At 38.6% G+C, this 23715-nt stretch carries 23 protein-coding genes and 2 pseudogenes; 12 read left to right on the forward strand and 13 right to left on the reverse strand.

What is annotated here, in order from left to right; all coding sequences use genetic code 11:
* Positions 1 to 11: 11 nt before the first annotated feature.
* The 3 genes from ACX3PU_RS03170 (at position 12) to ACX3PU_RS03180 (ending at position 2536) form a co-directional block, all read left to right on the forward strand.
* Positions 12 to 905, forward strand: coding sequence for a ribokinase (locus ACX3PU_RS03170; protein WP_459083451.1), 894 nt, complete (start codon positions 12 to 14; stop codon positions 903 to 905).
* A 132-nt stretch (positions 906 to 1037) separates the two neighbouring features.
* Positions 1038 to 1892 carry an alpha/beta hydrolase family protein gene (locus ACX3PU_RS03175; protein WP_459083452.1) on the forward strand — a complete coding sequence of 285 codons (855 nt, stop codon included), beginning with the start codon at positions 1038 to 1040 and terminating at the stop codon, positions 1890 to 1892.
* Positions 1889 to 2536: an HD domain-containing protein gene (locus ACX3PU_RS03180; RefSeq protein ID WP_459083453.1), complete on the forward strand. Its 648-nt coding sequence runs from the start codon at positions 1889 to 1891 to the stop codon at positions 2534 to 2536. Before ACX3PU_RS03175 ends, ACX3PU_RS03180 begins: the two co-directional genes overlap by 4 nt.
* Before the next feature lie 18 nt (positions 2537 to 2554).
* Here the strand turns inward: ACX3PU_RS03180 and ACX3PU_RS03185 are convergent, their stop codons facing one another.
* A complete protein-coding gene (locus ACX3PU_RS03185; RefSeq protein ID WP_459083454.1) occupies positions 2555 to 3346 on the reverse strand; it encodes a GLPGLI family protein in 792 nt (263 codons plus the stop codon).
* Between the two features lie 254 nt (positions 3347 to 3600).
* Here ACX3PU_RS03185 and ACX3PU_RS03190 point away from each other — a divergent pair, with 254 nt between their 5' ends.
* Complete coding sequence (locus ACX3PU_RS03190; RefSeq protein ID WP_459083455.1) at positions 3601 to 4191, forward strand: hypothetical protein; 591 nt, start codon at positions 3601 to 3603, stop codon at positions 4189 to 4191.
* Between the two features lie 225 nt (positions 4192 to 4416).
* Here ACX3PU_RS03190 and ACX3PU_RS03195 read toward each other — a convergent pair whose 3' ends face one another.
* The 7 genes from ACX3PU_RS03195 to ACX3PU_RS03225 all read right to left on the reverse strand — a co-directional run bounded on the left by ACX3PU_RS03195 (position 4417) and on the right by ACX3PU_RS03225 (position 11361).
* Complete coding sequence (locus tag ACX3PU_RS03195; protein WP_459083456.1) at positions 4417 to 4803, reverse strand: hypothetical protein; 387 nt, start codon at positions 4801 to 4803, stop codon at positions 4417 to 4419.
* 202 nt (positions 4804 to 5005) lie between these two features.
* Complete coding sequence (locus tag ACX3PU_RS03200) at positions 5006 to 6268, reverse strand: type II toxin-antitoxin system HipA family toxin (RefSeq protein WP_459083457.1); 1263 nt, start codon at positions 6266 to 6268, stop codon at positions 5006 to 5008.
* Positions 6269 to 6270: 2 nt separating this feature from the next.
* Positions 6271 to 6537, reverse strand: coding sequence for a helix-turn-helix transcriptional regulator (locus ACX3PU_RS03205; protein ID WP_459083458.1), 267 nt, complete (start codon positions 6535 to 6537; stop codon positions 6271 to 6273).
* A 315-nt stretch (positions 6538 to 6852) separates the two neighbouring features.
* On the reverse strand, positions 6853 to 8049 hold the full coding sequence (locus ACX3PU_RS03210) for an efflux RND transporter periplasmic adaptor subunit (RefSeq protein WP_459083459.1): 1197 nt from the start codon (positions 8047 to 8049) through the stop codon (positions 6853 to 6855).
* Between the two features lie 26 nt (positions 8050 to 8075).
* A complete protein-coding gene (locus ACX3PU_RS03215) occupies positions 8076 to 9344 on the reverse strand; it encodes an ABC transporter permease (protein ID WP_459083460.1) in 1269 nt (422 codons plus the stop codon).
* A gap of 35 nt (positions 9345 to 9379) precedes the next feature.
* Positions 9380 to 10609: an ABC transporter permease gene (locus ACX3PU_RS03220; RefSeq protein WP_459083461.1), complete on the reverse strand. Its 1230-nt coding sequence runs from the start codon at positions 10607 to 10609 to the stop codon at positions 9380 to 9382.
* Positions 10610 to 10668: 59 nt separating this feature from the next.
* Positions 10669 to 11361: an ABC transporter ATP-binding protein gene (locus ACX3PU_RS03225; RefSeq protein ID WP_459083462.1), complete on the reverse strand. Its 693-nt coding sequence runs from the start codon at positions 11359 to 11361 to the stop codon at positions 10669 to 10671.
* Between the two features lie 551 nt (positions 11362 to 11912).
* On the opposite strand from ACX3PU_RS03225, the gene ACX3PU_RS03230 reads away from it, so the two are divergent.
* The 3 genes and pseudogenes from ACX3PU_RS03230 to ACX3PU_RS03240 all read left to right on the forward strand — a co-directional run.
* Positions 11913 to 12887 carry a ribonucleotide-diphosphate reductase subunit beta gene (locus ACX3PU_RS03230; protein ID WP_459083463.1) on the forward strand — a complete coding sequence of 325 codons (975 nt, stop codon included), beginning with the start codon at positions 11913 to 11915 and terminating at the stop codon, positions 12885 to 12887.
* Positions 12888 to 12955: 68 nt separating this feature from the next.
* Positions 12956 to 14614 (forward strand): annotated as a pseudogene (locus ACX3PU_RS03235) (ribonucleoside-diphosphate reductase subunit alpha); the annotation flags it as partial.
* A 170-nt stretch (positions 14615 to 14784) separates the two neighbouring features.
* Positions 14785 to 14982: pseudogene (locus tag ACX3PU_RS03240) on the forward strand (IS982 family transposase); the annotation flags it as partial.
* A gap of 155 nt (positions 14983 to 15137) precedes the next feature.
* On the opposite strand, the gene ACX3PU_RS03245 reads toward ACX3PU_RS03240, so the two are convergent.
* Complete coding sequence (locus ACX3PU_RS03245; RefSeq protein WP_459083464.1) at positions 15138 to 15587, reverse strand: ferritin-like domain-containing protein; 450 nt, start codon at positions 15585 to 15587, stop codon at positions 15138 to 15140.
* A 214-nt stretch (positions 15588 to 15801) separates the two neighbouring features.
* Between ACX3PU_RS03245 and ACX3PU_RS03250 the strand changes: the two genes are divergently transcribed.
* Positions 15802 to 16251 carry a hypothetical protein gene (locus tag ACX3PU_RS03250; RefSeq protein ID WP_459083465.1) on the forward strand — a complete coding sequence of 150 codons (450 nt, stop codon included), beginning with the start codon at positions 15802 to 15804 and terminating at the stop codon, positions 16249 to 16251.
* Positions 16252 to 16503: 252 nt separating this feature from the next.
* Here the strand turns inward: ACX3PU_RS03250 and ACX3PU_RS03255 are convergent, their stop codons facing one another.
* The 4 genes from ACX3PU_RS03255 to ACX3PU_RS03270 form a co-directional block, all read right to left on the reverse strand.
* Complete coding sequence (locus ACX3PU_RS03255) at positions 16504 to 17349, reverse strand: abortive infection family protein (RefSeq protein WP_459083466.1); 846 nt, start codon at positions 17347 to 17349, stop codon at positions 16504 to 16506.
* 97 nt (positions 17350 to 17446) lie between these two features.
* Positions 17447 to 17974, reverse strand: a complete 528-nt coding sequence (locus tag ACX3PU_RS03260) for a hypothetical protein (protein WP_459083467.1) — start codon at positions 17972 to 17974, stop codon at positions 17447 to 17449.
* 55 nt (positions 17975 to 18029) lie between these two features.
* Positions 18030 to 18875 carry an IS3 family transposase gene (locus ACX3PU_RS03265; RefSeq protein ID WP_459083468.1) on the reverse strand — a complete coding sequence of 282 codons (846 nt, stop codon included), beginning with the start codon at positions 18873 to 18875 and terminating at the stop codon, positions 18030 to 18032.
* A 13-nt stretch (positions 18876 to 18888) separates the two neighbouring features.
* Positions 18889 to 19158: a transposase gene (locus ACX3PU_RS03270; RefSeq protein WP_459083469.1), complete on the reverse strand. Its 270-nt coding sequence runs from the start codon at positions 19156 to 19158 to the stop codon at positions 18889 to 18891.
* A 232-nt stretch (positions 19159 to 19390) separates the two neighbouring features.
* Between ACX3PU_RS03270 and glyA the strand changes: the two genes are divergently transcribed.
* From glyA to rimO, 4 genes are all read left to right on the forward strand, one after another.
* Positions 19391 to 20662, forward strand: a complete 1272-nt coding sequence (gene glyA, locus ACX3PU_RS03275) for a serine hydroxymethyltransferase (protein ID WP_459083470.1) — start codon at positions 19391 to 19393, stop codon at positions 20660 to 20662.
* Positions 20663 to 20766: 104 nt separating this feature from the next.
* Entirely contained in the window at positions 20767 to 21231 is a 465-nt protein-coding gene (locus ACX3PU_RS03280; RefSeq protein WP_459083471.1) for a regulatory protein RecX, read from the forward strand.
* Between the two features lie 120 nt (positions 21232 to 21351).
* Positions 21352 to 22089: a YoaK family protein gene (locus ACX3PU_RS03285; RefSeq protein WP_459083472.1), complete on the forward strand. Its 738-nt coding sequence runs from the start codon at positions 21352 to 21354 to the stop codon at positions 22087 to 22089.
* Positions 22090 to 22352: 263 nt separating this feature from the next.
* On the forward strand, positions 22353 to 23654 hold the full coding sequence (rimO, locus tag ACX3PU_RS03290) for a 30S ribosomal protein S12 methylthiotransferase RimO (protein WP_459083473.1): 1302 nt from the start codon (positions 22353 to 22355) through the stop codon (positions 23652 to 23654).
* Positions 23655 to 23715 lie beyond the last annotated feature (61 nt).

Consider the following 23715-nt stretch of genomic DNA (forward strand, 5'->3'; position numbering starts at 1 on the left):
CCTCTATCGCAATGCATAATACCTCTAAGCAACCTAAAATTATCGTGGTGGGCAGTAGCTCCGTGGATTTGGTGTTAAACACCAAAACCCATCCGGAACCTGGCGAAACCGTTTTAGCTTACAACAGCGAATATTTTTTTGGCGGAAAAGGAGCCAATCAGGCCGTCGGTACGGCAAGATTGGGTGCGAATGTATCCTTTATTGGATGCGTAGGAAAAGATTCCAAAGGCCAGCAAATTTTAGATAATCTGAAAAAGGAGGGGGTCGATGTATCTCATGTGGTACAAACAAGCGAGGCCGCAACCGGTTCCGCCTATGTTTCTGCTTCGGAAGGGAAGAATGCCATTGTAGTCGTTCCGGCTGCAAACCACCTTTTAAAACCTTCTGATATTGAGGCTGCAGAAAAAGAATTTGAATCTGCAGATCTTGTGCTCATTCAATTGGAGGTTCCTATGGAAGTGGTTGAGGCCACCGCGAAACTAGCGCAGAAGCACAATTTAAAACTTGGGATCTATGCCGCTCCTGGACTGACTCTTTCCTTAGAGACCCTACGATATGCCTCCTTCATTGTGGCAAAAAGCGTAGATCTTCCGATTGTCTTTGCCAACTGCAATGAAAAGAATTTAATCAAATCCTTTGCAAACGTACTTTTTGTACGAGACGATAGCAATTCCACTACTTTTTACAACGGGTCTGAAATGCGCTATTTAAGAAATGACCACGACGAGATTCTTCACAAAATGGGAATGGGAGATGCGTTCACTTCGGGATTTGCACTAGCCTTCTGCCAAGGAAAATCCACAGAAGAGTGCGTAAAGTTCGGAAATAACGTTTCTCTAAAAGTAGCGATTAATCGAGGCTCACAGGCAGGACTTCCTTTCTTAAAGGATCTCGATTCTCACTAAAACTATATTCAGAGCATACAGTCTACGTGCTCCTTTTAAGTGAAGTAATTAAAAAACTTCCATATTTAAAGAGACTTTTGTAGAAGGCGCTAATTGAGTGGTTCTTCTAAAATTAGAAAGTCCCGAGTTCTTATGAAAACAAGTATAACACTTAGTGCAAAGGACGGCTATTCTTTAGCTGCCACCCTTTTTACCCCCACAAATCCAAGTTCGAAACTAGTGGTTATTAACTGCGCAACCGGCGTAAGGCAACAGGTCTACTATTCGTTTGCTACCTACCTTTGTGAAGAAGGATTTCACGTCTTATGTTACGATTATAGAGGAATTGGACTATCTAAGAATGGAGATATACGGAGCCTAAAAGCTACGATGCGAGTTTGGGGCGCACTCGATTTCAAAGCAGTCACAGACTACATTGAGCAGAACTATAGTGGATTTGAAACCTATTTGGTAGGCCATTCGGTGGGAGCTCTTATCCTGGGAATGAACGAGGATTCAAAGAACTTTGAGAAATTTGTATTTGTCTCTACGCAAAATGCGTATGTCGGGCATTTAGACTTAAAAACAAAGCTCTTAGGACTCGCAGGGTTCGGACTGCTTGAGCCGCTTACGACAAGTGTACTTGGCTATTTTCCAGCTCCGTTTTTTGCCTTAGGAGAGCCTCTCCCCAAGGGAGTAAGCAAGGATTGGAGAACCCTAATCCTTCACAGAAAATCCACTGGAAAACTGCTCGATAAGAGCGAAGTGGATGTGTCCAAGAGTTTAAATCAAAAGACCTTGGTCCTTTGGGCGAGTGATGACGCATGGCTCACCAAGTCCGGAGTCGAAGATTTACTAGACCGAACCTATCCTAATTTAAAACCCACTTATGACTTGTTATTTCCGAAGGACAGTCCAAAAGAAGACATCGGACATGTGAATTTTTTCCGGTCCTACAACAAAGTGCTTTGGAAACGAGTTCTTACTTTTTTACACGATACAAAATGAACGAAACCATAGAGAAAACCATAGACTTTGTAAAAAAGCAGCTTGAGGGAGCGGAAGCAGGCCATGACTGGTTCCATATCGAGCGCGTATGGAAAAATGCGAAGTTAATTGCAGAGGATACGAGCTGTGAAAGGGAAGTCGTTGAACTAGCTGCACTTTTGCACGACATTGCAGACCCAAAATTTCATGACGGCGATGAAACTTTAGCCCTACGCATTTCTAAAAAGTTTCTAGACTCAATTGGAGTGAAGGAGACTATCACAAATCAGGTGCTCTATATTATTGAACATATATCGTTTAAAAATAGGGAGAATTCTCCAAAATCGAGACCGATTGAACTCGATATCGTCCAAGATGCAGATCGATTGGATGCCATCGGAGCCATTGGAATCGCAAGGACCTTCAATTTTGGTGGATTTAAAAACAATCCCATGTACGATCCTAATCAAAAACCCAGTTTGAACATGTCCAAAGAAGAGTATAAGAAGTCTAATGGGACTACAGTTAACCACTTCTACGAAAAACTCCTTCTTTTAAAGGATCTTATGAACACCCCAAAAGCAAAAGCGTTGGCCGAGCAGCGTCATGCGTTTATGGAGCAGTTTTTAGACCAGTTCTTTAACGAGTGGGAAGGGAAAGTATAGGATGAGAAATCAGCGGTCTTAGGGATAGGGAATAGCGTCCTTTAATTCTACCGGATTGTTGTCTGCCCGAAGATCTTTTTGAATACTCTCTTTTCTCACGTTCAAATTGGATAGGGAGCTTACTTCGCCAGTATCGCGAATTGGGTTCTTATAATAATCGATTAGTAGCTTAGATCGCTGCGCTTTACTTATTTGTAGCGGTTCTTTAAATTGATAATCGACATTCAAATTCTCTTCTTTTTTGATTCCCGTGAAGTTAAACTCATAATCCCCTTTCGAGTCTTTCATCGATAAAATAAGACCAGGCAGTCCATAGAAAACGGACGGGCCTTCTGCAATCGAAATGTCAGGGGTGAACCAAGCTTCCCACTCCCTACCTGAATGGCTTAGAAGAGCTTTTTGAACTTTGTATTCGCCTATGGTCTGGGTTTCGGAAGTGATCTTCCAATCAAGTTTAGGTAGGGGACTTTTCGTTTTATATATTTCTCGTGAAAGACGAAGATATTCAGAGTAGGTTTTTGCCTCATGGTCTTTTTTCACCATCTGTTTGAAATTCAAAGAACGTGGAGGCAAAAGACCATTGGACAGGGTCTGCGTTTGTGCAAGAGAATCTCCTTCATAATGCTTACGGTTAAGAAATATAGATTTTGATTGATCGACCAGCAGGATCATATCCGTTTTGCTCAGTGTAGTGGCCGCTGGATCCCTTTTAAAGTTCATCTCATAGGAAATTTTGTACTTCTGTGCCGATACAAGTCCAAAGAACAAAAGAAGGAAGAAGCCAAGCGCGAGCGAAAGATTATTTTTCATACTGTATATAATTTGCAAGTTTGTTAGTACCTGGGTCCATACTATTTAAGGATCCAAGGGTAAATAAAAATACACTTTAATTTTCAACGCATAGGTATACTTGTTGAGATAAATGCATAGATACTTCCTTTTAGGGCTCAGCAGGTCAGGCAATCGTTGGTGAGTAGGTTTTAATCTCGTATTTTTTACTAGATCGAAGGATTTACGAAGGATCGGGACTCACCTAGAAAGAAGATTTACTATCTTTGCCCCCGATGGAGAATTTCGTTTTTATCGTCTTTTTGCTTCTGTGCTTTGCCATTCTGCTTTCAACTGTGAAAAGGAGAAAGCATAGCGTAAAGGTGCGTTTGGTGAGAGTCGTAATTGTCTTAGGGGCGAGTGCTTTTTTTGCGTACTGGTTCGTACAGAAGAGTTACGATCAGCTTGTTCCCAATTCCATGGCGGTACAAATCATTAACAAGCTACCACAGCCTGTTGATTTTTACGCAATTAAACTAGATTCCACAAAACTAGATTCCGAAAAATTCGACCTGCGTCATGCGGGTAAGATTCGCTCTGAGCATTACCGACTTGAATACTTGCAAATGGACAACTCAGATGAATACTGGCTTGCCGGATACATTGGAAAGAAGAACCTAGTGTATTTTTCGCAGCACGCGGTTCCCAATAAAAACATGGACCAAATTATTGAAATCAATAATTACATTAACCAGAGTTTAAAACTCTCACAAAAGGCGATGACCTTGGTGGAAGCCAAAAGAGTAAGCGATATGAGTACTTCCGTATGGGTTACACTTTCTTTACTTCTGCTATTTCTAAATACCGCACTTCTTTTCAAGAAGTAATCTTATTTTTTCGAAAGGTTGGCTGTTTAATTTATTTAAACTCGTATCCTTTTTAAAATTCTCTAAGCAGTTAAATTTCTAAAAATTATCCTATTTCGTATGAAGCTCTAATGTTTATCTAACAAAGTGCTCATAAAAGCTCTCTTAGATTTTAGTTTATTTAAGACACTAAATCTAATTTGAAAACTGATAATTGGATCAGGTGTTTTAGCAGGAAATAATTTTTTATTTTATCGAGCGAACCTGCGCTTCAAAAGACTTTAAATTTTTGCTGTACTTGTAAATGCTTGCTGCAAACGAAAGGAGGTATGCGGCTAAAATGACGAAATGGACAGTGAAATTTCCCATTGGGCTTTTTAATTCAAAATACACTATGGCAAATGTGATGATAGCGAGAAAAGGAAGGTTTAGAAGAATCGCACTTGAAAGACTCATTTGGAAAAATCCCGAGAGAAAATTCCATCCCGTGAATCGATTGGAGAAGTTCAAACTTCCCTCAGGAGATTTTGATATCATAACTTCTTGTACGGAATTAAGCCTTACAGTTAGCTTCTCTTGATTTTCCTTATGCTCGTAATGGTTAGAATTGAGATAATTGATTAGAGTATTCATGCGTGCAGAATTAATAATGGTTTTACCTATTGTCGGTGCGTTGTTTACTTCAGACTCTAATTTAAGGAAAGAAGTAATAATATGCAATTTTCTGAATTGAAACCTAAAATAAATTTGCTCAGAGGAGCAATTCTCCATTATATCAGTTGGTTATGCAGTTACTAGACAAATTATAAAAGAGCTGCAAATACCTGCCCTAATTCTATAACTGAATAAATTCAGCTTCAATTTTATCAATCACTTTTTGTGGAATGTCTTGTTTCTCTGCAAGCGGTCTAAATAATTCAGTCGCCGCAAGCATACGATCCATAATAGCATTCGGATTTTTCACGGTAAACTGATCGGCTATCTTTAGTAAGTCCTCTCTGGTAATAGCACTTCTTTTTCCATTGATTGACATCGCTCGTGAAACCCTTGTATAATTCTTTAAAGCATCTAGCGGATACGTCAGATCATAGGCGGACGCTAGATTCCAACGGTCTTTATCTGTGTTATAAATGAAGGCGAAGTTCTTCAAATGATCATCAATATTGGCAAAAACCAAATTAAAAACCATTCGCTTGAAAAGTTGTTCTATATCTTTATGAGGAAGCCTAAGATCGACTGATAATCGGAAAAGATTTTCATAAGTAGAATTTTCTGGTTTCTTAAAGTCCCAACCCGTCATTCCAGAAGCGGTCAAAACATGTTGTTTCTCTCCTTCTTGCCGATCAAACCGTAAGGTCGCAAAATGCTTATCATCGATCATTTTAGAGTCCATCATTTCAATTCCTAAAGATTTGGCAATTTGGTAGTAAATAAACTCTACTTTTTCCTTAGAATATCCTTCGTTTTCATCAATCGACAATTTGATAAGATAGTGATTGTACTCTATTGAAGTTTCTAAATCATCCGCTTTTAACTGGCCTGTCTTTTTATGTTCTGAAACCAAAATTTTGGGTCTTGCACCGCCAGCGGATGTTCCAATTTTGAAAATATTTAGTAGCGCCACGTCGCTCAATCCTTTTTCTTCAACAGCTGTTTTAACGTCAAGTACTTTTTTAACCACTTCCGCAATTTCTGCGACATTAATCGTTGTGCTAGAGGTAAGATCTTTTGCAGGAATAAATTCTAAAGCTCCCATTCCCCTTTGACCTACATAGGTGAGTTGCTCTAAGGGAGAAATGTTCTTAATATCTTTATGGCTTGCTTCTAACCATTCCTTAAAAACGATGTTTCCAAAATAGTCAGGCAAAGAATCTGCAATCATCGGAGGCATACCCCTAAAAGTTTCGCCTTCAAATTCGGAAAAAACCTGAACATTTGGACTTCTCCTAATGACATAGGGGAACAGCCTTTTATACAAATCCATCTCTAAAAACTCCGGATTATACTGGAAAGATGATTTGCGCTGATCTTCATCATAGCCAACTTTTCCAATCTCTACCCCTTGAAAATGAACAGAAATAATTTGATTTTTAGCCATACTTAATACATGGATTGGTTATTGGAAAGATTTTCCATTTTATTTTCAACAAATTGATTTAAGCCTTTCATTTCATCGAAATATTGTAAAATTTTCAATAATGTTTCGAGCGTAGGATTTTCTCCGTTTTCGAGATTTGCTATGGTGAATCTCGATAGCTCCAGCTCCTGAGCTAATTCCTGTTTGGTGAGACGTTCTGCTTTGCGCATCATTCGACACCAAGACCCAATATTGGTTTTCATTTCTTTTATCGTAATCGAATCGAGCATACTATTGTTTATTATAATAAACAAATATACTAAAAAACAGATACTTTGATAGATTTAATAAACAAAAATCAAAATAATTATTCTGATAGCTTTTCCTTAAAGCAAATTGCCGCAGTTTATAAACTTATGAAAACAATAGAACTAATGCTATATTGACAATAGCAATCGGGGAGCAAAATGTCGTTTGAAATAATTGAAGTGTTGTGCGTTGTAAGAACAAAAATTTTTTGTGGGTTCTATAAAACAGGTCGAAAAAAAAATTCTGAAACCCGCATTTGCCAGCTCCAGAATTTCACAATTATAATTAGGTTTTTTTTACTTGCTTTGCTGCTCTTTTAGAGCTTCTTTATCCTTATCGCTTGGATTCCATACTTTGACTTCAGAGTCTTTTGTAATACCGGATAGAATTTGTACGTTGATTCCATCACTGGCTCCTAATTTTACAGTGCGTTTTTTAAAGGAACCGTCCGGTTGTTTTACTTCGACGAAAGGAGTGTCCTTTCCCTTGACTTTTTCATATTGAATAAGTGCTTCTTCCAAAAGTAGTGCATTTTTTTGAGAACTCAGCACAATTTCCCCATTTGCAGAAAATCCAGCACGAATGTATTCATTGTCAGGATTAAAGACGTCCCCTTCGACAGGGAATTTAATCGTCCCGTTCTCATCCTTCCCTTTGGGTGCAATCATGGTAAGTTTGCCCGGGAATTTTTTGTTTTGAAGGGCGCCGATTACGATGTTTAAATCCATGCCTTCTTTTAGTTTTCCAGCCTGAGCTTCATCGATTTGTCCTTCAAAGATAAGAGAATTTAAATTAGCGACCGAAGCAATGGTTGTACCTGCGTTAAAAGAGTTGGCTTCAATCACCTGGCTACCCACTTTTACAGGTACGTCCAGTACCGTTCCTGTAGCTTTCGAACGAATCTGTGTAGTGGCCATTCCTTGAAGTTCAGGAGTGACTCCCGTTCTTGCAATTTGAAGGCTTTTTCTCGCCGTAGAAAGTTGTTGGTTCGCATTGTTTAATTGAATCTGTGCACTTTGCAATTGCTGCTGAGCCGTAAGGAATTCTTGTTTTGAAATGACTCCTTGCGTATACAGCTTTTGCTGCATATCAAACTGCTGTCTCTGATTCGCAAGATTTGCTTTCGCATTGCTAATCTGAAGATTTGCATTATTAACTTCTTGCATAGAAGCATTTACGTTCTGTACACTTGGCACGATTTGAATCGTGGCAATTAGTTGTCCCGCGCTCACATGGTCCCCTTCTTTCACTAGAATTTTATTGATAATTCCAGGCATGTTTGGTTTGATTTCAATTTCTTCTCTTGGAACAATCTTTCCTGTGGCCATCACCTTATCGTCCATGTCTTTGATGACTGGTTTTTTGGTTAGAAACACTTCGCTCTTGCTCGAGTTCGAGCTGATGAGGTAAGAGATTCCTGAAATGAGGCCTAAGGCCAGTAAAAGACCTAGGAAAATGTAAAGGGCTTTTTTCAGGGTGAACTTCTTTTTCATATTGTACAGTTTTTTCTTATTACTTATTATTCGGATCTAAGGGCCTCAATGGGTCTAATTTTCACGGCTCTTTGCGCAGGAATCATTCCAATGACAAGGCCTAGGGATAGCATGACAGCCATGGCAATGGCGACGTTCGAATAATCCACTGTGGGATTATAGAACGGGAAGGCATCTTGGTTTTGCGTTGCCATATTTAATATCATGAGTAGGAAAATCCCAAACATGAATCCTAAAATTCCAGAGCTTAAGGTAATCACAACACTTTCTAAAAGGATTTGATTTCGGACTTCACTTGGTTTTGCCCCTAAAGCGCGCCGGATTCCAATCTCTTTTGTACGTTCTTTCACCGTAATTAGAAGAATGTTTGAAATGGCAATGACCCCTGCAAGAATGGTAAGGGTTCCTACCACAATGGTAAGGAGCTGCATTCCGGTTAAAAAGCCTGTAAGCTTTTTAAATTCCTTCCCTAGGTTAAAACTTCCGTAGGCATTGCTATCGTCTGGTGAAACGTCGTAGCGTTCCTTTAATTGGTCTTTTACTTCGGTTTCCACGGCCGTTAAATCGGCATCCGGTTTACTCACGATGGCAAAGAATCCTACTTTATCTCCATCGTTATACATTTTTGTAAAGGTGGATAAGGGAATGTAGGAAGCTCGATCGCTTTCCATACCGCCTTGGGATTTTACTTTAAATACGCCAATCACGTTGAAAAAGATTCCTTTTACATTAATGGATTTGCCTAATGGGTTCTCATGCTTCTTATGATCGAAGAAATTCTTGTAGATTTCTTCTCCTATGACAATCACGTTTTTACTTTCGTTCACATCGGAATCGTTCAAATATCGACCGTACAAAAGTTTCTTCTCCGAGATCTTATTTCCAATAGGAAGGTCTCCCGTAAGCGTATAGACTTCCGTTGTTCCATTTCTTGACATCTGCTCTCCCGGGGTCCCGAAGTTCCCTCGGCTGTTCTGAGGGGAGATATAATCGATTTGCGGAACTTTGCTTTGCAAATACTCAATATCGCCCAAATGAAGATTCATTTGTCTTCCCTTTGGAAATCCTGCGTAAGGAATATTGGTATTCTGCGCCCACATGAAAATAGAGTTCGTTGCAAACCCTGAGAATACTTTGTCAAAACCATTCTCCATTCCTTTCGCAGCCCCTAAAAGAGCCACGTATAAAAACATACCCCAAGCCACACCAATCATAGTAAGAAACGTTCGAAGCTTGTTGTTTCTTAATGAGTGGTAGATCTCCTGCCAAGTGTCGCGTTTGAATAGGATGTTCATGCCGGTTTATTTTCTCTTTATTAGGTTCAAGTTGTTTATTCAGTTCTAAGGGCTTCGATCGGTCGGATTTTACTGGCTCTATAAGCCGGTACAAATCCTGCAATTAACCCGGAGATGATTAAGGCAATAAAGGCCATGGCCATCGTGCCCCAACCCACGGACGGGTCTTTAATGAAATACTTTTCTAGATTGTCGCCAATTAACTCAAGGGTTAACACTCCTAAGAGAACGCCTACAATACCTGAAATAATCGTAATGACTAAACTTTCTTGTACGATAAGCCCCACGATGCTTTTGGGTTTGGCCCCAATCGCTTTTCGAACTCCAATCTCCCTTGTTCTTTCTTTTACGATGTACACCATGATATTCGAGATCCCAATGATCCCCGCCATCAAGGTTCCTAGACCAATGAATCCTACGATTAAGGTTAAGACGAACATGAATTTAATAGTGTCTTCCATATTGCTCGCATTGTTACGAACAACGATCGCATTGTCATCGTCTGGAGAGACTTTGTGCTTGCTTTTAAGTTTCGTTTGCAAATCTTCCCCGTACTTAATTGCCTCCGAAGGAGAAAGGTTAGGATTGTAAGTAATGTAAATATTACTAAGCGTATCTGAACCTTTTTTCATTTGTTGTAGGGTGGTCACGGGAACTGTAATCATTCTCTCGTCCCAGTCTCCACCGTCGTCTGAAAAGACGCCTACTACGGTAAACATCGTTCCATTGATATTTAGTTCTTTTCCGACAGGACTTCCGTTTTTAATTAAGTCCCTTTGGACCATTCGACCGATGACGGCCACGTAATTGTTTCGGTTGATATCGCCTGCGTTGAGATAGCGTCCTTCGAGAAGGTCTCTATTTTCAATGTTTTTTTCTTCCGGCTCGCTTCCAGAAATCTGATACGTGCCACTTTCGTTTCCGTATTTAACCAGAAGGGATGTGGAGTATCGAGGAGTGGAATATTCTACTTTCTCAGGGTCGTACTTAAGAACCTTATCGTAGTCGTCGTTTTTAAGAACAATGGTGCGGTCTTCCTGAAGACCTCCGTAGGCAATGGTGGTTCTTCCTGTGAAAATGGAAATCAGGTTTTGTGCGTCTCTTGCGAAGCCTTGCGTAAATGCGTTTTGAAGACCGGTTCCTATTCCGAACAGGACCACAAAAATATAAAGGCCAAGGGCAACCGTAAAACCAGAAAGGACGGTTCTAAGGACATTGCTCCGTATGGAGGCGAAAATTTCTTGCCAGCGGTCTAAATCAAACATGAGGTCTTGTAAGGATTTATGGTACTCTTTTTTTTTAATTCTTTTTCTTTTACAAATGCTTAGGAAAGGACTCTTTGCTGGATGAACTCGTCGCTTTCAATGCGTCCATCCTTTAAAAGGACATTTCGTTTGGTTTGCGCCGCCACGTCCGGTTCGTGGGTCACCACGATAATGGTTTTGCCGCCTTCGTTAATTTCTTGAAGAAGCATCATGATTTCGTGGGTGGTTTTACTATCCAGGGCTCCTGTCGGTTCATCCGCAAGGATAACCTTTGGGTCTGTGATGAGTGCGCGAGCAATCGCGACTCTTTGTTTTTGCCCTCCAGAAAGTTCGTTAGGCAAGTGATTTGCCCAAGGACCCAGGCCTACCTTTTCTAAATATTCTAAAGCTTTTGCATTTCTTTCTTTTCGCCCTACGTTTTGGTAGTAGAGGGGAAGTGCCACATTTTCTAACGCGGTTTTGTATCCAATAAGATTGAAGGATTGAAAGACAAACCCTAGAAAACGACTTCTGTATTCGGCCGCTTTGGTTTCGTTTAATTCTTCAATGTGAATTCCGTCTAGTTCGTATACTCCGGAATCTTTCTCGTCCAAGATTCCAATGATATTTAATAGAGTTGATTTTCCTGATCCCGAACTTCCCATAATAGAGACGAACTCACCCTCACCGATGTTCAGGTTAATGCCTTTGAGCACGTGAAGTTTGCTTTTGCCGGTATCATACGATTTATGGAGATCCTTAATAAGTAACATGGGCTTCCGGATTGATTTTTCAATAAGTGTAAAAAATAAATAATTTGTTACAGATCCCTTTGAAAATCCAAAAGGGGAGTGTTGATTATAAAAGATTTTTCAGGCTCGCTTCCTGAAGTCTTTGCCTTGAAGGAGATCCTTTTTCGGACCAAGTAAAGATCAAAGTGGGGTAAGGGGCAAGTTAATTAGTCCTCTAGAACCATGCCCGAAAACCTTGTGTTTAGTATCATTTATCTGTAAATCAATAAGATGGAAACTTGTGTTTAGCGCTAAAAGCGCGTAAAGCACGGTTTTGGATGGAATGGCAGCTGTAACCTACTAACAATGCGCACTCTGTGTCATTGTGGAAAACTTTTAGCCTTGATTTGATGAGATTTAATACTCTTGGCTTTTTATCTATCAATTCATTCTCTATTTTTGCTACTGTTCGTAAATGGCAAAATCCATGAAATTTTATGGGATCTTGAAGTGGGTAACTCCTAGTTATCTAGTTTTTTATGCCCTTAGTGTCAATGCGATAGAATATTAATTGTTTAACCTACACCTCCATTATGGGAATCTTTGATAAGAGAATTAGCTACAAGCCGTTTGAGTACCCTGAAGTACTTCAATTTACAGAAGCCATTAACAAAGCCTTTTGGGTTCATTCGGAAGTCGATTTCACGGCGGACGTACAGGACTTTCATTCTCAGTTAGAACCTCATGAAAAACTTGCCGTTAAGCACGCTCTTCTAGCCATTGCTCAAATTGAAGTGTCCGTTAAAACGTTTTGGGGGAATTTATACCACCACATGCCTAAACCAGAACTTAATGGACTGGGGGCTACGTTTGCAGAATGTGAGTTTCGTCACTCCGAGGCGTATTCTCGTCTCCTAGAAGTGCTAGGCTATAACGAGGATTTTTTGAAAGTAGTGGAAATCCCTGTGATCAAAAAAAGAATTGAGTTCTTATCTAATGTTCTTCGCCATGCGAATTCCACGACTCCAAAAGAATATGTGTCTTCGCTTCTCTTATTCTCCATCTTAATTGAGAACGTATCGCTTTTCTCACAGTTTGCCATTATTTTATCCTTTACTCGTTTTAAAGGCTACATGAAGAACGTGAGCAACATTATTGCTTGGACTTCGGTGGACGAACAGATTCATGCCAATGCAGGAATCTATTTAATCAATAAAATTAGAGAAGAACAACCCGAACTACTAACCGATTCTGATCTTGAAGACATTTATACTCTCGTGGATCATTCCATTGAAGTTGAATCCGAGATTCTAGATTGGATCTTCCAAGGAGGAGAATTAGATAATTTTTCAAAAACGGATCTACTCAACTTTATGAAATATAGAGTGGATGATTCGTTAAGAAAAATCGGTATGGAAAGCCGTTACAATGTTTCGCCAGAGGAGTACCGTCCGATGGTATGGTTTGAAGAGGAAGTATTTGCAAATTCGCTTGATGACTTCTTCGCTAAAAGACCGGTGGATTACACCAAGCACGACAAGAGTATCACCGAAAACGATCTGTTTTAGATTGTATTAGGTCTCAATCAATCAGTATACACTGCCTTTTCTAAAGAAAAGGCTCTAATCAAAGAAAAACTATGGAAGAAAATAACGATATCTGGTGGCTTAACGAAGAGTCCGAGCAAATGTTGAACCGGGGATACCTACTCAAAGGAGAAACCGTAAAAGGAGCCATTGAGCGGATTACGACAGCGGCTGCAAAACGTCTATACAAACCAGAGCTTCAACCCGCGTTTGAAGAAATGATTACCAAAGGTTGGATTAGTTTTTCTTCTCCCGTATGGGCCAATATGGGAACTCAAAGAGGACTTCCTATTTCTTGTTTCAACGTACACGTGCCCGATCATATTGAAGGCATTACCCATAAACTCGGAGAGGTAATCATGCAAACCAAAATCGGGGGGGGTACTTCCGGGTATTTTGGAGAACTCAGAAACCGCGGAACCGCGGTGACCGACAATGGAAAATCCTCAGGAGCGGTTTCTTTCATGAAATTGTTTGATACAGCAATGGATGTAGTTTCTCAAGGAGGTGTTCGAAGAGGAGCCTTTGCCGCTTACCTAGACATCGACCATGGAGATATTGAAGAGTTTTTGTCCATTAAAGACATCGGGTCTCCGATCCAAAATCTCTTTACAGGAGTCTGTGTTCCAGATTACTGGATGCAAGACATGATTGATGGGGATACGGACAAAAGAAAGATTTGGGCGAGAGTACTAGAGAGTAGACAACAAAAAGGACTTCCTTATATCTTCTTTACAGACAATGTGAATAGAAATAAACCTCAGGTTTATAAAGATTTAGGTCTAACGGTGAATGCAAGTAACCTTTGCTCTGAAATCATGCTTCCGTCAACGAAGGATGAGTCGTTCATCTGCTGTCTTTCATCAATGAACCTAGAGTTATACGACGAATGGAAAGACACTAATGCCGTGAAACTTGCAATCTATTTCTTAGATGCAGTTCTTTCTGAGTTTATTGAAAAGACCGAAGGAAATTACTACCTAACAGGAGCAAGAAACTTCGCAATGAGACACAGAGCCTTAGGACTAGGAGTTCTAGGATACCATTCTTACTTACAGAAGAACCTAATTCCATTTGAAAGTTTTGAAGCGACACAGTTTAATGCAAGAGCCTTTAGACACATTCGTGAGCAGGCTGAGATAGCATCGGCTGAACTAGCGAATATTTACGGAGAACCGGAACTTTTAAAAGGATACGGAAAAAGAAATACAACTTTAATGGCAATTGCGCCAACGACTTCTAGCTCCGCGATTTTAGGGCAGTCGTCTCCAGGTATTGAGCCTTTCTCTTCCAATTACTACAAAGCTGGACTTGCCAAAGGGAATTTCATGCGTAAGAACAAGTATTTAACCAAATTACTTACTGAGAAAGGAATTGAAAATGAAGAAACGTGGAGAAGCATCATGTTAAATCATGGATCTGTCCAGCACTTAAGCGAACTTACAGACGAAGAAAAAGCAGTATTCAAAACCTTCAAGGAGATTTCTCCGATGGAGATCGTTTCTCAAGCTGCACAAAGACAGCAGTATATTGATCAGGCTCAGTCCTTAAATATGCAGATTCCGTCTACGATGCCGGTGAAGGATGTGAACTTTGTGATGATTGAAGCCTGGAAAAAAGGTGTAAAAACACTTTATTACCAAAGAAGCTCCTCTGTTTCGAAAGAGCTTATGGTGAACTTCGTAACATGCAGTGCGTGTGAAGCGTAAGTAGTAATTAAATTACGCCAATCAATCGTTGAATAAGTAAGGGGCATTCGCATAGCGAAGGCCCTTTTTTATTGATGTTACCTGTTGTGCATTTAGAAATTGAAAGGAAAAAAGATTGTCCATTTGATTAAAAAATCGTATATTTAATTGATTACCAAGTCATTAAATAGATGAACGATCTCATTCAAAACTACGAAATTATTTTAAAAGAATTGACAGCAACCTGTAAACATAGTAAGTCAAATAAGCAGATCAGACTACCGAAAATGTCTGACTTGGAACTTGTGGCACTTAATATTACCGCTGAGTATATGTCCATTAACTCTGAAGTACGGTTGTTTAGATGTATTTCGGGAACCGATTTGGATGTGACTTGCCTACCGGAGAACAGCAACCTATTAAAAAATAAATAAATTTTTATATTGAGAACTACACAAGTTGAAATTTTTTAGTCATAATAAAGCCGTCCCAGTAGAATAGGACGGCTTTTTAAATAATAGTGAAAGAATAAAAATCAGATTCGTTAGTCGTGTCGATTTTCTAAGTTTTTAAATTTCTCATAAGATGCTTTTAAACTGTGAAGTTGATCCTGAACTACTCTCGAACTTTCAGGGCATAAATCACCGCTGTCCAAAGCCTTTTCGTAAGCTTCAATTGCTGCATTTTCGCCGAAGGTAACATTTTCTAAAGTTGATTCTGCATTATCGCTTGAAAAAGCATTTTTCACATCAATCCAAGTACGGTGTAGTCCTCCTGCTACGGTAGTTGAATCATCTGCATCTCCATTTCTTTCAGAGATTAAACTCTTCAGTTCTAATTTTATTTTTTGCGACTGATCAACCATATTGGTATAATCTGATTTAAGATTAGGATATTTTTCCCACACCTTATCTTCCACTTTGTTGAAACCTTCAATTCGATCATTTGTGATTTGTAAAAGATCGTTCAATGTTGATACTGTTGGATTGTTCATAATATTTTATTTTTTTGGTTACCTATAATGAACCAATGAGTATGCCATAAAATTATAAAATCTGTTAAGTTTATATTAAGATTAATAAGATTAAAATGAAAAAAAGAATTATTGGTAAAAAAATTGTATTTAGGAGTAAATTACTAGATGGTAGTATATCCTATTTTTTAGTTAGAATAAATAGCAAGGGTACTTACTCCGTTAAATAAATTTTATGAAAAAAGCATTTCCCTCTCTTTCAACTTTTTTTAAATTAACTTTAATTGGAATTGCTGCCGGAGTAATTTTAATTATACCCCTAAAAATACTTTATATATTAACAGGAAATACAGCTTACATTTTACTTTTTAATTTCGATTATGTGCCCGTTCTAAATCAGTTAAGACCGGTTTTGTTATTCGGTTATATTTTCCATTTTGTCACTTGTATTTGTAGTGTTATCGGACTTTATTATATTTTGAAATATTTGAATAAGCAACTTTCACTCTTCTACTATATAGCGGTCTACACCGTTGGGGGAGGAGCACTATTTTTTCTTACCTGCCTTTCAGTTAAGCCTCCTGCTGAAAATGATTTCACTGCTTGGTTGTATTGGACAATTGCGCATGGAATTTTCGGTTTTGCAGTGGGTCTTTTAGTGAAGAAGTTTATAAAAGCAACATAATTAGAAAATTTGGATTTGTAATACATTGGGTAAGGGAAGCTGTGCCCTGCCGCCAGTAAAACCCTGCAGAAACCACTTCCAAAGGCTACTCAGCGCCACAAAAAAAGCAGTCCTTCTGAAAAAACTGCTTTGTGAATCTAAATTCTAAAAACGACAACTCCATAAATACCAAAATGCTGGAGAAAAGCTACCGGAGCTTCCGTTCAACAGGCTTTCATCTTGTGTGCTGCGGACAAGATGAAAGCTTAGTTATTAGCAGAAGTTTTTCTTTCTCTCATTTAATACGTCGATCAAAAAGTCGCATAATGTCATTGTTGAGTTTACTGCAAGTTTAGCGTGATGTCGTTTAGTGTTAAATTTATTTGCGTGTCTGTCACCTGCATTATTACTTAATCCTGCAAGTCCATTTATTGTTGTGTCAAGTCCTGATAAAATTTGAAATACAAAATCTGGTATTTCGCCTTTTTTTAGATCAAGTTTTAAAACTTTTTTTGCTTTTGACCATAGATTGATAAGATTTCCGTCGTTTTTAATATGACCGTTATCAATTTTTTCAATTATATGAGTCAGAATTGCTTCACATAAAGTTCTTGCATTAGTAATTGCACCATTGAAGTCATCCGACGCAATTTTTTGTTGACATTTTTCAATTTGTTCATTCACGAATTCGTGTCCTATTGTTGAAATAGATTCAGGATTAATAAAGTTTCCTTGTATGTCAGCAACTTTATAGATTTCTCCCCTTTTAATTAAAGCAAATCCATCATATTTTATTAATTGATTAAATTCATTTACTATTTTATCTATAATTTGCTCGTCATCTCCATATCTTCTCGGGTCGACGAAATCTTCTAAAATATTTTTTAATCGTTGCGTTCCGTTACTTTCTACAATTTTGTCAGTTGAATATCTCCACCTCGAAGGAAAACCTTCTCCATACACGTCATCAAATCCGCATTCGTTATAAAAATCCACCAGTTTTGGACCAGTTAAATAAGGTGCAGAACCCATGTCTCCGGCAATCAGTTTCCCGATTTGTTCTGTTATTTTATTTGAAATCTTCACTTTCGAATCGTAATTTTTTAAAATGTCGTACAACGGTTTGGTATTTCTGTAGGAGGGTTAAATATACGAAAACGTTCTATTTGCTAAAAACTAAATTAACCGCTAAAATCGTCGACGAGAACTAAATATGTTATCTGCAGTACTTTTTTTCTAAATCATCAATTTCCTGCAGTAATATTTTATAGATTTTATGAATTTCCTCTACAGTAAGTTCTAATTTATCATCTATTAATATGAATTTAAAATTACTTGCAACTTTTTTAAATTGCGGGGTTGGTCTATGATTGTTATGTATAATTGATTGTCTAAGTTTGTTAAGTTCGTAATAAACTTCACTGTTGATAACATCTACATTTACTTCTTTCGAGATCTTTTTTCGATACTTATCTTCCCATATTTGATAAAAATTAATAATCGCTGATGAAGAAACTAAAAATTGATACTTACCATTATCAAAAGTTTCCTTAATCATATTCTCACCATCGAAACGAACTGATTCATTGATTTTATCTTCAATTACAAAATTTTCTAAATTATGCTCGTTACTTTTTTCATTATAATATTTGTGAATATAAAATAAGCTAAAATGATTTAAACGATAACTCTTATAAAGCTCAGCCGTATCAGCGCGTAATTTGTCAAATAATTCTTTACACATAGTTTGGTGAAATATTGCAGATATGTTTTATTCTGTCCCCCAAAATTCAACCACATTAAGCAGATTTAAGTTGGTTTGTTAGTTCAAAATTAAACAAATCTTTTGGTTTTTGATTGTTAATTCCTTGATGGCTTCTCTTGTTGTAGCCTATAATAAAATCTTGAATACCTTCGTAGAGTTCCCAGCCTGATTCTACTGGGTTTAGATAGATGTAATCGTACTTTATCGTTCTAAAAAATCGTTCGATATAAATATTATCTATAGCTCTGCCTTTGCCGTCCATGCTGATCTTTATACGGTGATTTTCCATACATTCTATCCAATGATTCGAAGTGTATTGGCTTCCTTGGTCGGAGTTGACAATCTCGGGTTTTCCGTATTTTTTTATCGCATCATTCATCACCAAAGTCTGAGTTTCTTTCTCTAGCGTGTTGGAGAGTTGCCAGCCTACAATATAGCGGCTGTACACATCAATAATCGCTGTAAGGTACATAAAGCCTCTTTTCATAGGGATATAACTGATGTCAATCTGCCAGACCTGATTAGCTTCTTCAATTTTTAAACCTTTCAAAAGGTATGGCCGAATGTAGGTCGCCTTGCCCAGCTTGCTCAAATTTCTTTTCGGATAAATTGTGGCAATGCGCATCAACTGCATCAGTCGGCGAACCCTCTTACGGTTCGCGCTAAAGCCAATTTCCCTGAGTTCCTGCGTTATCCTTCGGATTCCAAAACTAGGATATTTCAGGTGGATTTCATCAATTTCAGTCATCAAAATTAGATTCGTATCACTCTCTTTTTTTGGACTATAATACAAATTACTCCTGTTGATGCACAATAAATCGCACTGTTTGCGAACACTCAGGCGGTACTGTTTATCTATCATTTCTCGCCTTTCTTTCACTCCTCGAGCATCCCTAAGTTTTTTTTAGAAAATCAATTTCTATCTGCAACTGACCGATTTTCTGATAGAGTTTTTCCTCCTTCCCAGAGGACTGTTCTTTTTTCTTTTCTAAAGTAAAAACCTGGTCTGATTTGCTTAAAAACTCCTTCTTCCAGTTAAGGATTTGTTGCGGGTGGACTTCGAATCGAGCGCCTAATTCGGATAATGTTTCCCTTTCTTTAAGTGCTTCAAGGGCAACCTGTGCCTTGAAGGTCGGACTAAATTTACGTCTCGATTTTTTCATTTTCTTACGAGTTAAAAATAATATTTTTTTAAACTTAACTCATAGTCTGAATTGAAGGGAACGTTATAATAAAATGTCCCTTGCAGGATTTCAGTTTATAAGGATTAATCAAAACTGATAAACATTAGGTATAGATTGTGGAAAAAGGGCGCTTTTTAATCTTTATTTTCCGTAAATTTGGAACGCTTTGAATAAAGGGCGTTAGATTTAATAATTTCAAATTTTATATAATATGAGCAGCAGTGTGATTTTCGATTTGATTGAGAAGGAGAGAGCGCGTCAAACCCAGGGGATTGAACTAATCGCTTCCGAGAATTTTGTTTCGGACGATGTGATGAAAGCAATGGGTAGTGTTTTAACCAACAAGTATGCGGAAGGATATCCGGGAAGACGTTACTATGGCGGATGCGAAGTAGTCGACGAGATTGAGACTTTAGCAATCGAAAGAGCAAAGCAGCTTTTTGGAGTGGAGTATGCCAACGTACAACCGCATTCAGGATCGCAGGCTAATGCAGCGATTTACCTGTCTGTTTTAAAGCCAGGGGATAAGATTCTAGGATTAGACCTTTCTATGGGTGGGCATTTAACTCACGGATCTCACGTAAACTTTTCAGGGATTCAGTACGAGGCTCATTTCTACGGAGTAGAAAGAGAAACGGGAAGAATCGATTACAACAACGTAAGAGAAAAAGCGTTAGAAGTTAGACCGAAAATGATCATTGCCGGGTATTCTGCTTATTCAAGAGACATTGATTTTGCGAAATTTAGAGAAATTGCAGACGAAGTAGGAGCTACCCTTTGGGCGGACATTGCTCACCCTGCAGGGCTTATTGCGAAAGGACACCTTTCGTCTCCCTTCCCTCATTGCCACGTGGTAACCACCACGACGCATAAAACACTAAGAGGACCAAGAGGAGGTCTGATTATGCTAGGAAAAGACTTTGAAAACACTTACGGACACAAGACTCCAAAAGGAGTGACTAAAATGATGTCTGCTGTTTTAGACTCTGCTGTGTTCCCAGGAATTCAAGGAGGCCCACTAGAGCACGTGATCGCAGGAAAAGCAGTAGCATTTGGAGAAGCTCTAGATGATAAATTTACCACTTACACAAGCCAAGTGATTAAGAACGCGCAAGCGATGGCAAAATCTTTAGTCGATAGAGGCTTTGATATCGTAAGTGGAGGAACAGATAACCACCTAATGCTTGTGGATCTACGTAACAAGAACGTAAACGGGAAAGAAACTGAAAAAGCCCTTGTGAAAGCGGACATTACATGTAACAAGAACATGGTTCCTTACGATGACAAGAGCGCCTTCACAACCTCAGGGATTCGTTTAGGAACTGCAGCCATTACCACCCGTGGAATGAAAGAAAACGATATGGACACGATTGCAGAATTAATTCTGAATGTCGTGGAAAACATAGAGAACGAAGCCGTTTTAGCGGACGTTCGTAAAAAAGTAAATAGCATGATGGATGGCCTTCCGCTATTCTCTTACTAACTTCATGATTTGTTATTAATTAATTTCTTTTTAGCGCGCCTTTTAGGCGCGCTAGAGGGTTAAAGACGCATCCTACTTTCACTATCTTTACTCTAGAAAATTCTATGGAGAAAAAGCTATTCACTTTTGAGGAGATTAAACAGAAACTGGTAAACTACTGTGTATACCAGGATCGCTGCCATTACGAAGTGGAGCAGAAAATGAAAGACTACGTTCTCATTCCTGAGGCGAAAGACGAGATCCTTTTATATTTGATGAAGGAAAATTTTCTGAACGAGGAGCGCTTCGTGAGAAGTTATATTAGAGGTAAGTTCTACATGAAAAGCTGGGGAAAAAATAAGATTCGTCAACATTTGAAACAAAAGCAGATTTCCGAGAAACTAATCTCAAGCTGCATGGATGAAATCGATCCAGAGGATTATAGAAAGACTCTTGAGAAAATTTACGCTCAGTATTACGAGAAACAGAAAGGCTTAAAAGAGTACGCAAAGAGAGTCAAAACGATTCGTTATCTTCTTACTCGAGGATTCGAGTATGAACTGATTTCTGAAATCAGTTCTGCTGAGTAATGCTATCGATTGCGATTATCCCTCGCTACTGACTTTGGTTATTCTGCAACAAGAATAGCAAAAGATGATCTTCATATCGTCAAAAGTGAATACGAAATCAAATTAGTTGTAGTTGCAAATATGTTTAGACACACCGGTAACAAAAGAACCTTTTCCCATAATCTGCAATTAGCCTCCCTACTTTCAGGGGTGGCTGGAATTGTGAACATTACGGGGATATTAGCTTTAGGAGTATTGACCACCAATGTGACGGGGCATTTTGCGTTCTTTTCGGAAGATTTGGTGGGGGGACGGATTGTAGCGGCATTCGCATTTCTAGTTTACATTGTGATGTTTCTTTTAGGAGCTTTTGTTTCCAGTCTCTTACTTGAAATAGGCGCGGCAAAAGGAAATAAGGGTTCCTATCTAATTCCAATCTCCATTGAAATTATTCTTCTTGTTCTAGTGAGTTTTGAGCCCCAATTTTTAGACCGAACAGACTTTGTGCTCACAATTTTCACGCCTTCTGTGCTGTTATTTGTAATGGGACTTCAAAATGCATTAGTCACGCGTGTTTCTCAGTCTGTTGTTAGAACCACCCACTTAACCGGTCTTTTTACAGATTTAGGAATTGAGCTGTCTCAGATTCTGTTTTACCGAAAAGAGAGACAACAGAAACAACTTAGGAAGAATATCTACTTAAAGCTAGCCATTATTGCCTTCTTCTTTTTAGGCGGAATTGGGGGAGGACTTTTATATCCTTATTTTGGACTAAGAACTCTTTTAGTATCTGCTGCTTTACTCCTCTTTGCGCTTTATTATGACCGAATTTTGCAGAGATACCACGATGTCCGTCGTCATTTTCAAAGACCTGAATAAAGAGAATTTGAAAGTATCTTTTGTCGATCCTCATTTCGACAACTAATTCCTTAGCCTAAAAAAGCCGTACCTTATCCCACTATCCATTCATATAGTTGATATAGAATAGTGCTTGATGGGAGTGGGTCTTACTAGGCTAAGAGAATATTTAATGGATAGAAAATCAAATATTTATCAAAACTCAAAGTAATTAATTATTTTGTAAATTTGCACCCTTAAATTCTAGGTCGGAAGTGTAAACCTAATTAATCTGCAGAAGTCATATGAGAACTAAATCTATCGGGAAAAAGAAAATTAACATCGTCACTTTAGGGTGCTCGAAAAACGTAGTAGACTCCGAAGTACTGATGGGACAGCTTCAAGCGAGCGGAAAAGAGGTGGTTCATGAAGATCGAGGGGATATTGTTGTTATCAACACCTGTGGATTTATTGACAATGCAAAACAAGAAAGTATTGATACAATTCTTGATTTTGTAGAGGCTAAGAATCGAGGGGAGGTGGAAAAAGTATTTGTGACAGGATGTTTGTCTGAACGTTACAAGCCGGATTTGGAAAGAGAAATACCAGATGTAGATCAGTACTTTGGTACAAGAGAACTTCCACAACTATTAAAACAGTTAGGCGCAGACTACAAGCATGAACTTGTAGGAGAGCGTTTAACCACAACGCCTAAGCATTTTGCCTATTTGAAGATTTCAGAAGGGTGTGATCGTCCTTGTTCTTTCTGTGCAATCCCCTTAATGAGAGGGGGGCATCAATCCAAGACGATTGAAGATCTAGTGAAAGAAGCACAAGGCCTAGCCAAAAAAGGAACGAAAGAACTTATCTTGATTGCGCAAGATTTGACTTACTATGGTCTTGATATCTATAAACGAAGAGCGCTAGCGGATCTATTAAAAGAATTAGTAAAAGTAGAGGGGATTGAGTGGATTCGTTTGCACTATGCATTTCCAACTGGATTCCCAGAAGATGTACTTGAGGTGATTAAAAACGAGCCGAAAGTATGTAACTATATTGACATTCCTCTTCAACATATAAATTCCGAATTATTAAAATCCATGAAGCGTGGAACCACGCATGAAAAGACGGATGCTCTATTAGCCAAGTTTAGAGAACTTGTTCCGGATATGGCAATTCGTACGACTTTAATCGTGGGTTATCCAGGAGAAACGCAGGAGCGTTTTGAAGAGATGAAAGAGTGGGTTAAATACCAACGATTTGATCGTCTAGGATGCTTTACTTATTCTCACGAAGAAAATACATCCGCTTACCAATTAGAGGACGATGTGCCTCAAGAAGTAAAAGACCAAAGAGTAGAAGAAATCATGGTACTGCAAAGCCAAATCTCTTGGGAGAAGAACCAAGAAAAGATTGGACAGACCTTCAAAGTCTTATTTGACCGAAAAGAAGGAGAGTACTTTGTGGGACGTACCGAGTTTGATTCCCCAGATGTAGATAATACGGTTCTTGTTTCTGCAAAAGATACTTATGTATCCGTAGGAGATTTTGCAAACGTGAAAATTACTTCTGCTGAAGAATTTGATCTTTATGGGGTACTTATTTAAGTCTCTTTTTGTGGATTGCTTTCATTTTTACCTATCTTTGAGATACAGCACAACCGGATAA

This window comes from Chryseobacterium sp. A301, assembly GCF_054489425.1.

What these genes read in the sequence shown, in the direction of transcription:
- ACX3PU_RS03170 (WP_459083451.1), top strand. Translation starts at nt 12, where the DNA reads ATGCATAATACCTCTAAGCAACCTAAAATTATCGTGGTGGGCAGTAGC.
- ACX3PU_RS03175 (WP_459083452.1), top strand. Translation starts at nt 1,038, where the DNA reads ATGAAAACAAGTATAACACTTAGTGCAAAGGACGGCTATTCTTTAGCT.
- ACX3PU_RS03180 (WP_459083453.1), top strand. Translation starts at nt 1,889, where the DNA reads ATGAACGAAACCATAGAGAAAACCATAGACTTTGTAAAAAAGCAGCTT.
- ACX3PU_RS03185 (WP_459083454.1), bottom strand. Translation starts at nt 3,346, where the DNA reads ATGAAAAATAATCTTTCGCTCGCGCTTGGCTTCTTCCTTCTTTTGTTC.
- ACX3PU_RS03190 (WP_459083455.1), top strand. Translation starts at nt 3,601, where the DNA reads ATGGAGAATTTCGTTTTTATCGTCTTTTTGCTTCTGTGCTTTGCCATT.
- ACX3PU_RS03195 (WP_459083456.1), bottom strand. Translation starts at nt 4,803, where the DNA reads ATGAATACTCTAATCAATTATCTCAATTCTAACCATTACGAGCATAAG.
- ACX3PU_RS03200 (WP_459083457.1), bottom strand. Translation starts at nt 6,268, where the DNA reads ATGGCTAAAAATCAAATTATTTCTGTTCATTTTCAAGGGGTAGAGATT.
- ACX3PU_RS03205 (WP_459083458.1), bottom strand. Translation starts at nt 6,537, where the DNA reads ATGCTCGATTCGATTACGATAAAAGAAATGAAAACCAATATTGGGTCT.
- ACX3PU_RS03210 (WP_459083459.1), bottom strand. Translation starts at nt 8,049, where the DNA reads ATGAAAAAGAAGTTCACCCTGAAAAAAGCCCTTTACATTTTCCTAGGT.
- ACX3PU_RS03215 (WP_459083460.1), bottom strand. Translation starts at nt 9,344, where the DNA reads ATGAACATCCTATTCAAACGCGACACTTGGCAGGAGATCTACCACTCA.
- ACX3PU_RS03220 (WP_459083461.1), bottom strand. Translation starts at nt 10,609, where the DNA reads ATGTTTGATTTAGACCGCTGGCAAGAAATTTTCGCCTCCATACGGAGC.
- ACX3PU_RS03225 (WP_459083462.1), bottom strand. Translation starts at nt 11,361, where the DNA reads ATGTTACTTATTAAGGATCTCCATAAATCGTATGATACCGGCAAAAGC.
- ACX3PU_RS03230 (WP_459083463.1), top strand. Translation starts at nt 11,913, where the DNA reads ATGGGAATCTTTGATAAGAGAATTAGCTACAAGCCGTTTGAGTACCCT.
- ACX3PU_RS03245 (WP_459083464.1), bottom strand. Translation starts at nt 15,587, where the DNA reads ATGAACAATCCAACAGTATCAACATTGAACGATCTTTTACAAATCACA.
- ACX3PU_RS03250 (WP_459083465.1), top strand. Translation starts at nt 15,802, where the DNA reads ATGAAAAAAGCATTTCCCTCTCTTTCAACTTTTTTTAAATTAACTTTA.
- ACX3PU_RS03260 (WP_459083467.1), bottom strand. Translation starts at nt 17,974, where the DNA reads ATGTGTAAAGAATTATTTGACAAATTACGCGCTGATACGGCTGAGCTT.
- ACX3PU_RS03270 (WP_459083469.1), bottom strand. Translation starts at nt 19,158, where the DNA reads ATGAAAAAATCGAGACGTAAATTTAGTCCGACCTTCAAGGCACAGGTT.
- glyA (WP_459083470.1), top strand. Translation starts at nt 19,391, where the DNA reads ATGAGCAGCAGTGTGATTTTCGATTTGATTGAGAAGGAGAGAGCGCGT.
- ACX3PU_RS03280 (WP_459083471.1), top strand. Translation starts at nt 20,767, where the DNA reads ATGGAGAAAAAGCTATTCACTTTTGAGGAGATTAAACAGAAACTGGTA.
- ACX3PU_RS03285 (WP_459083472.1), top strand. Translation starts at nt 21,352, where the DNA reads ATGTTTAGACACACCGGTAACAAAAGAACCTTTTCCCATAATCTGCAA.
- rimO (WP_459083473.1), top strand. Translation starts at nt 22,353, where the DNA reads ATGAGAACTAAATCTATCGGGAAAAAGAAAATTAACATCGTCACTTTA.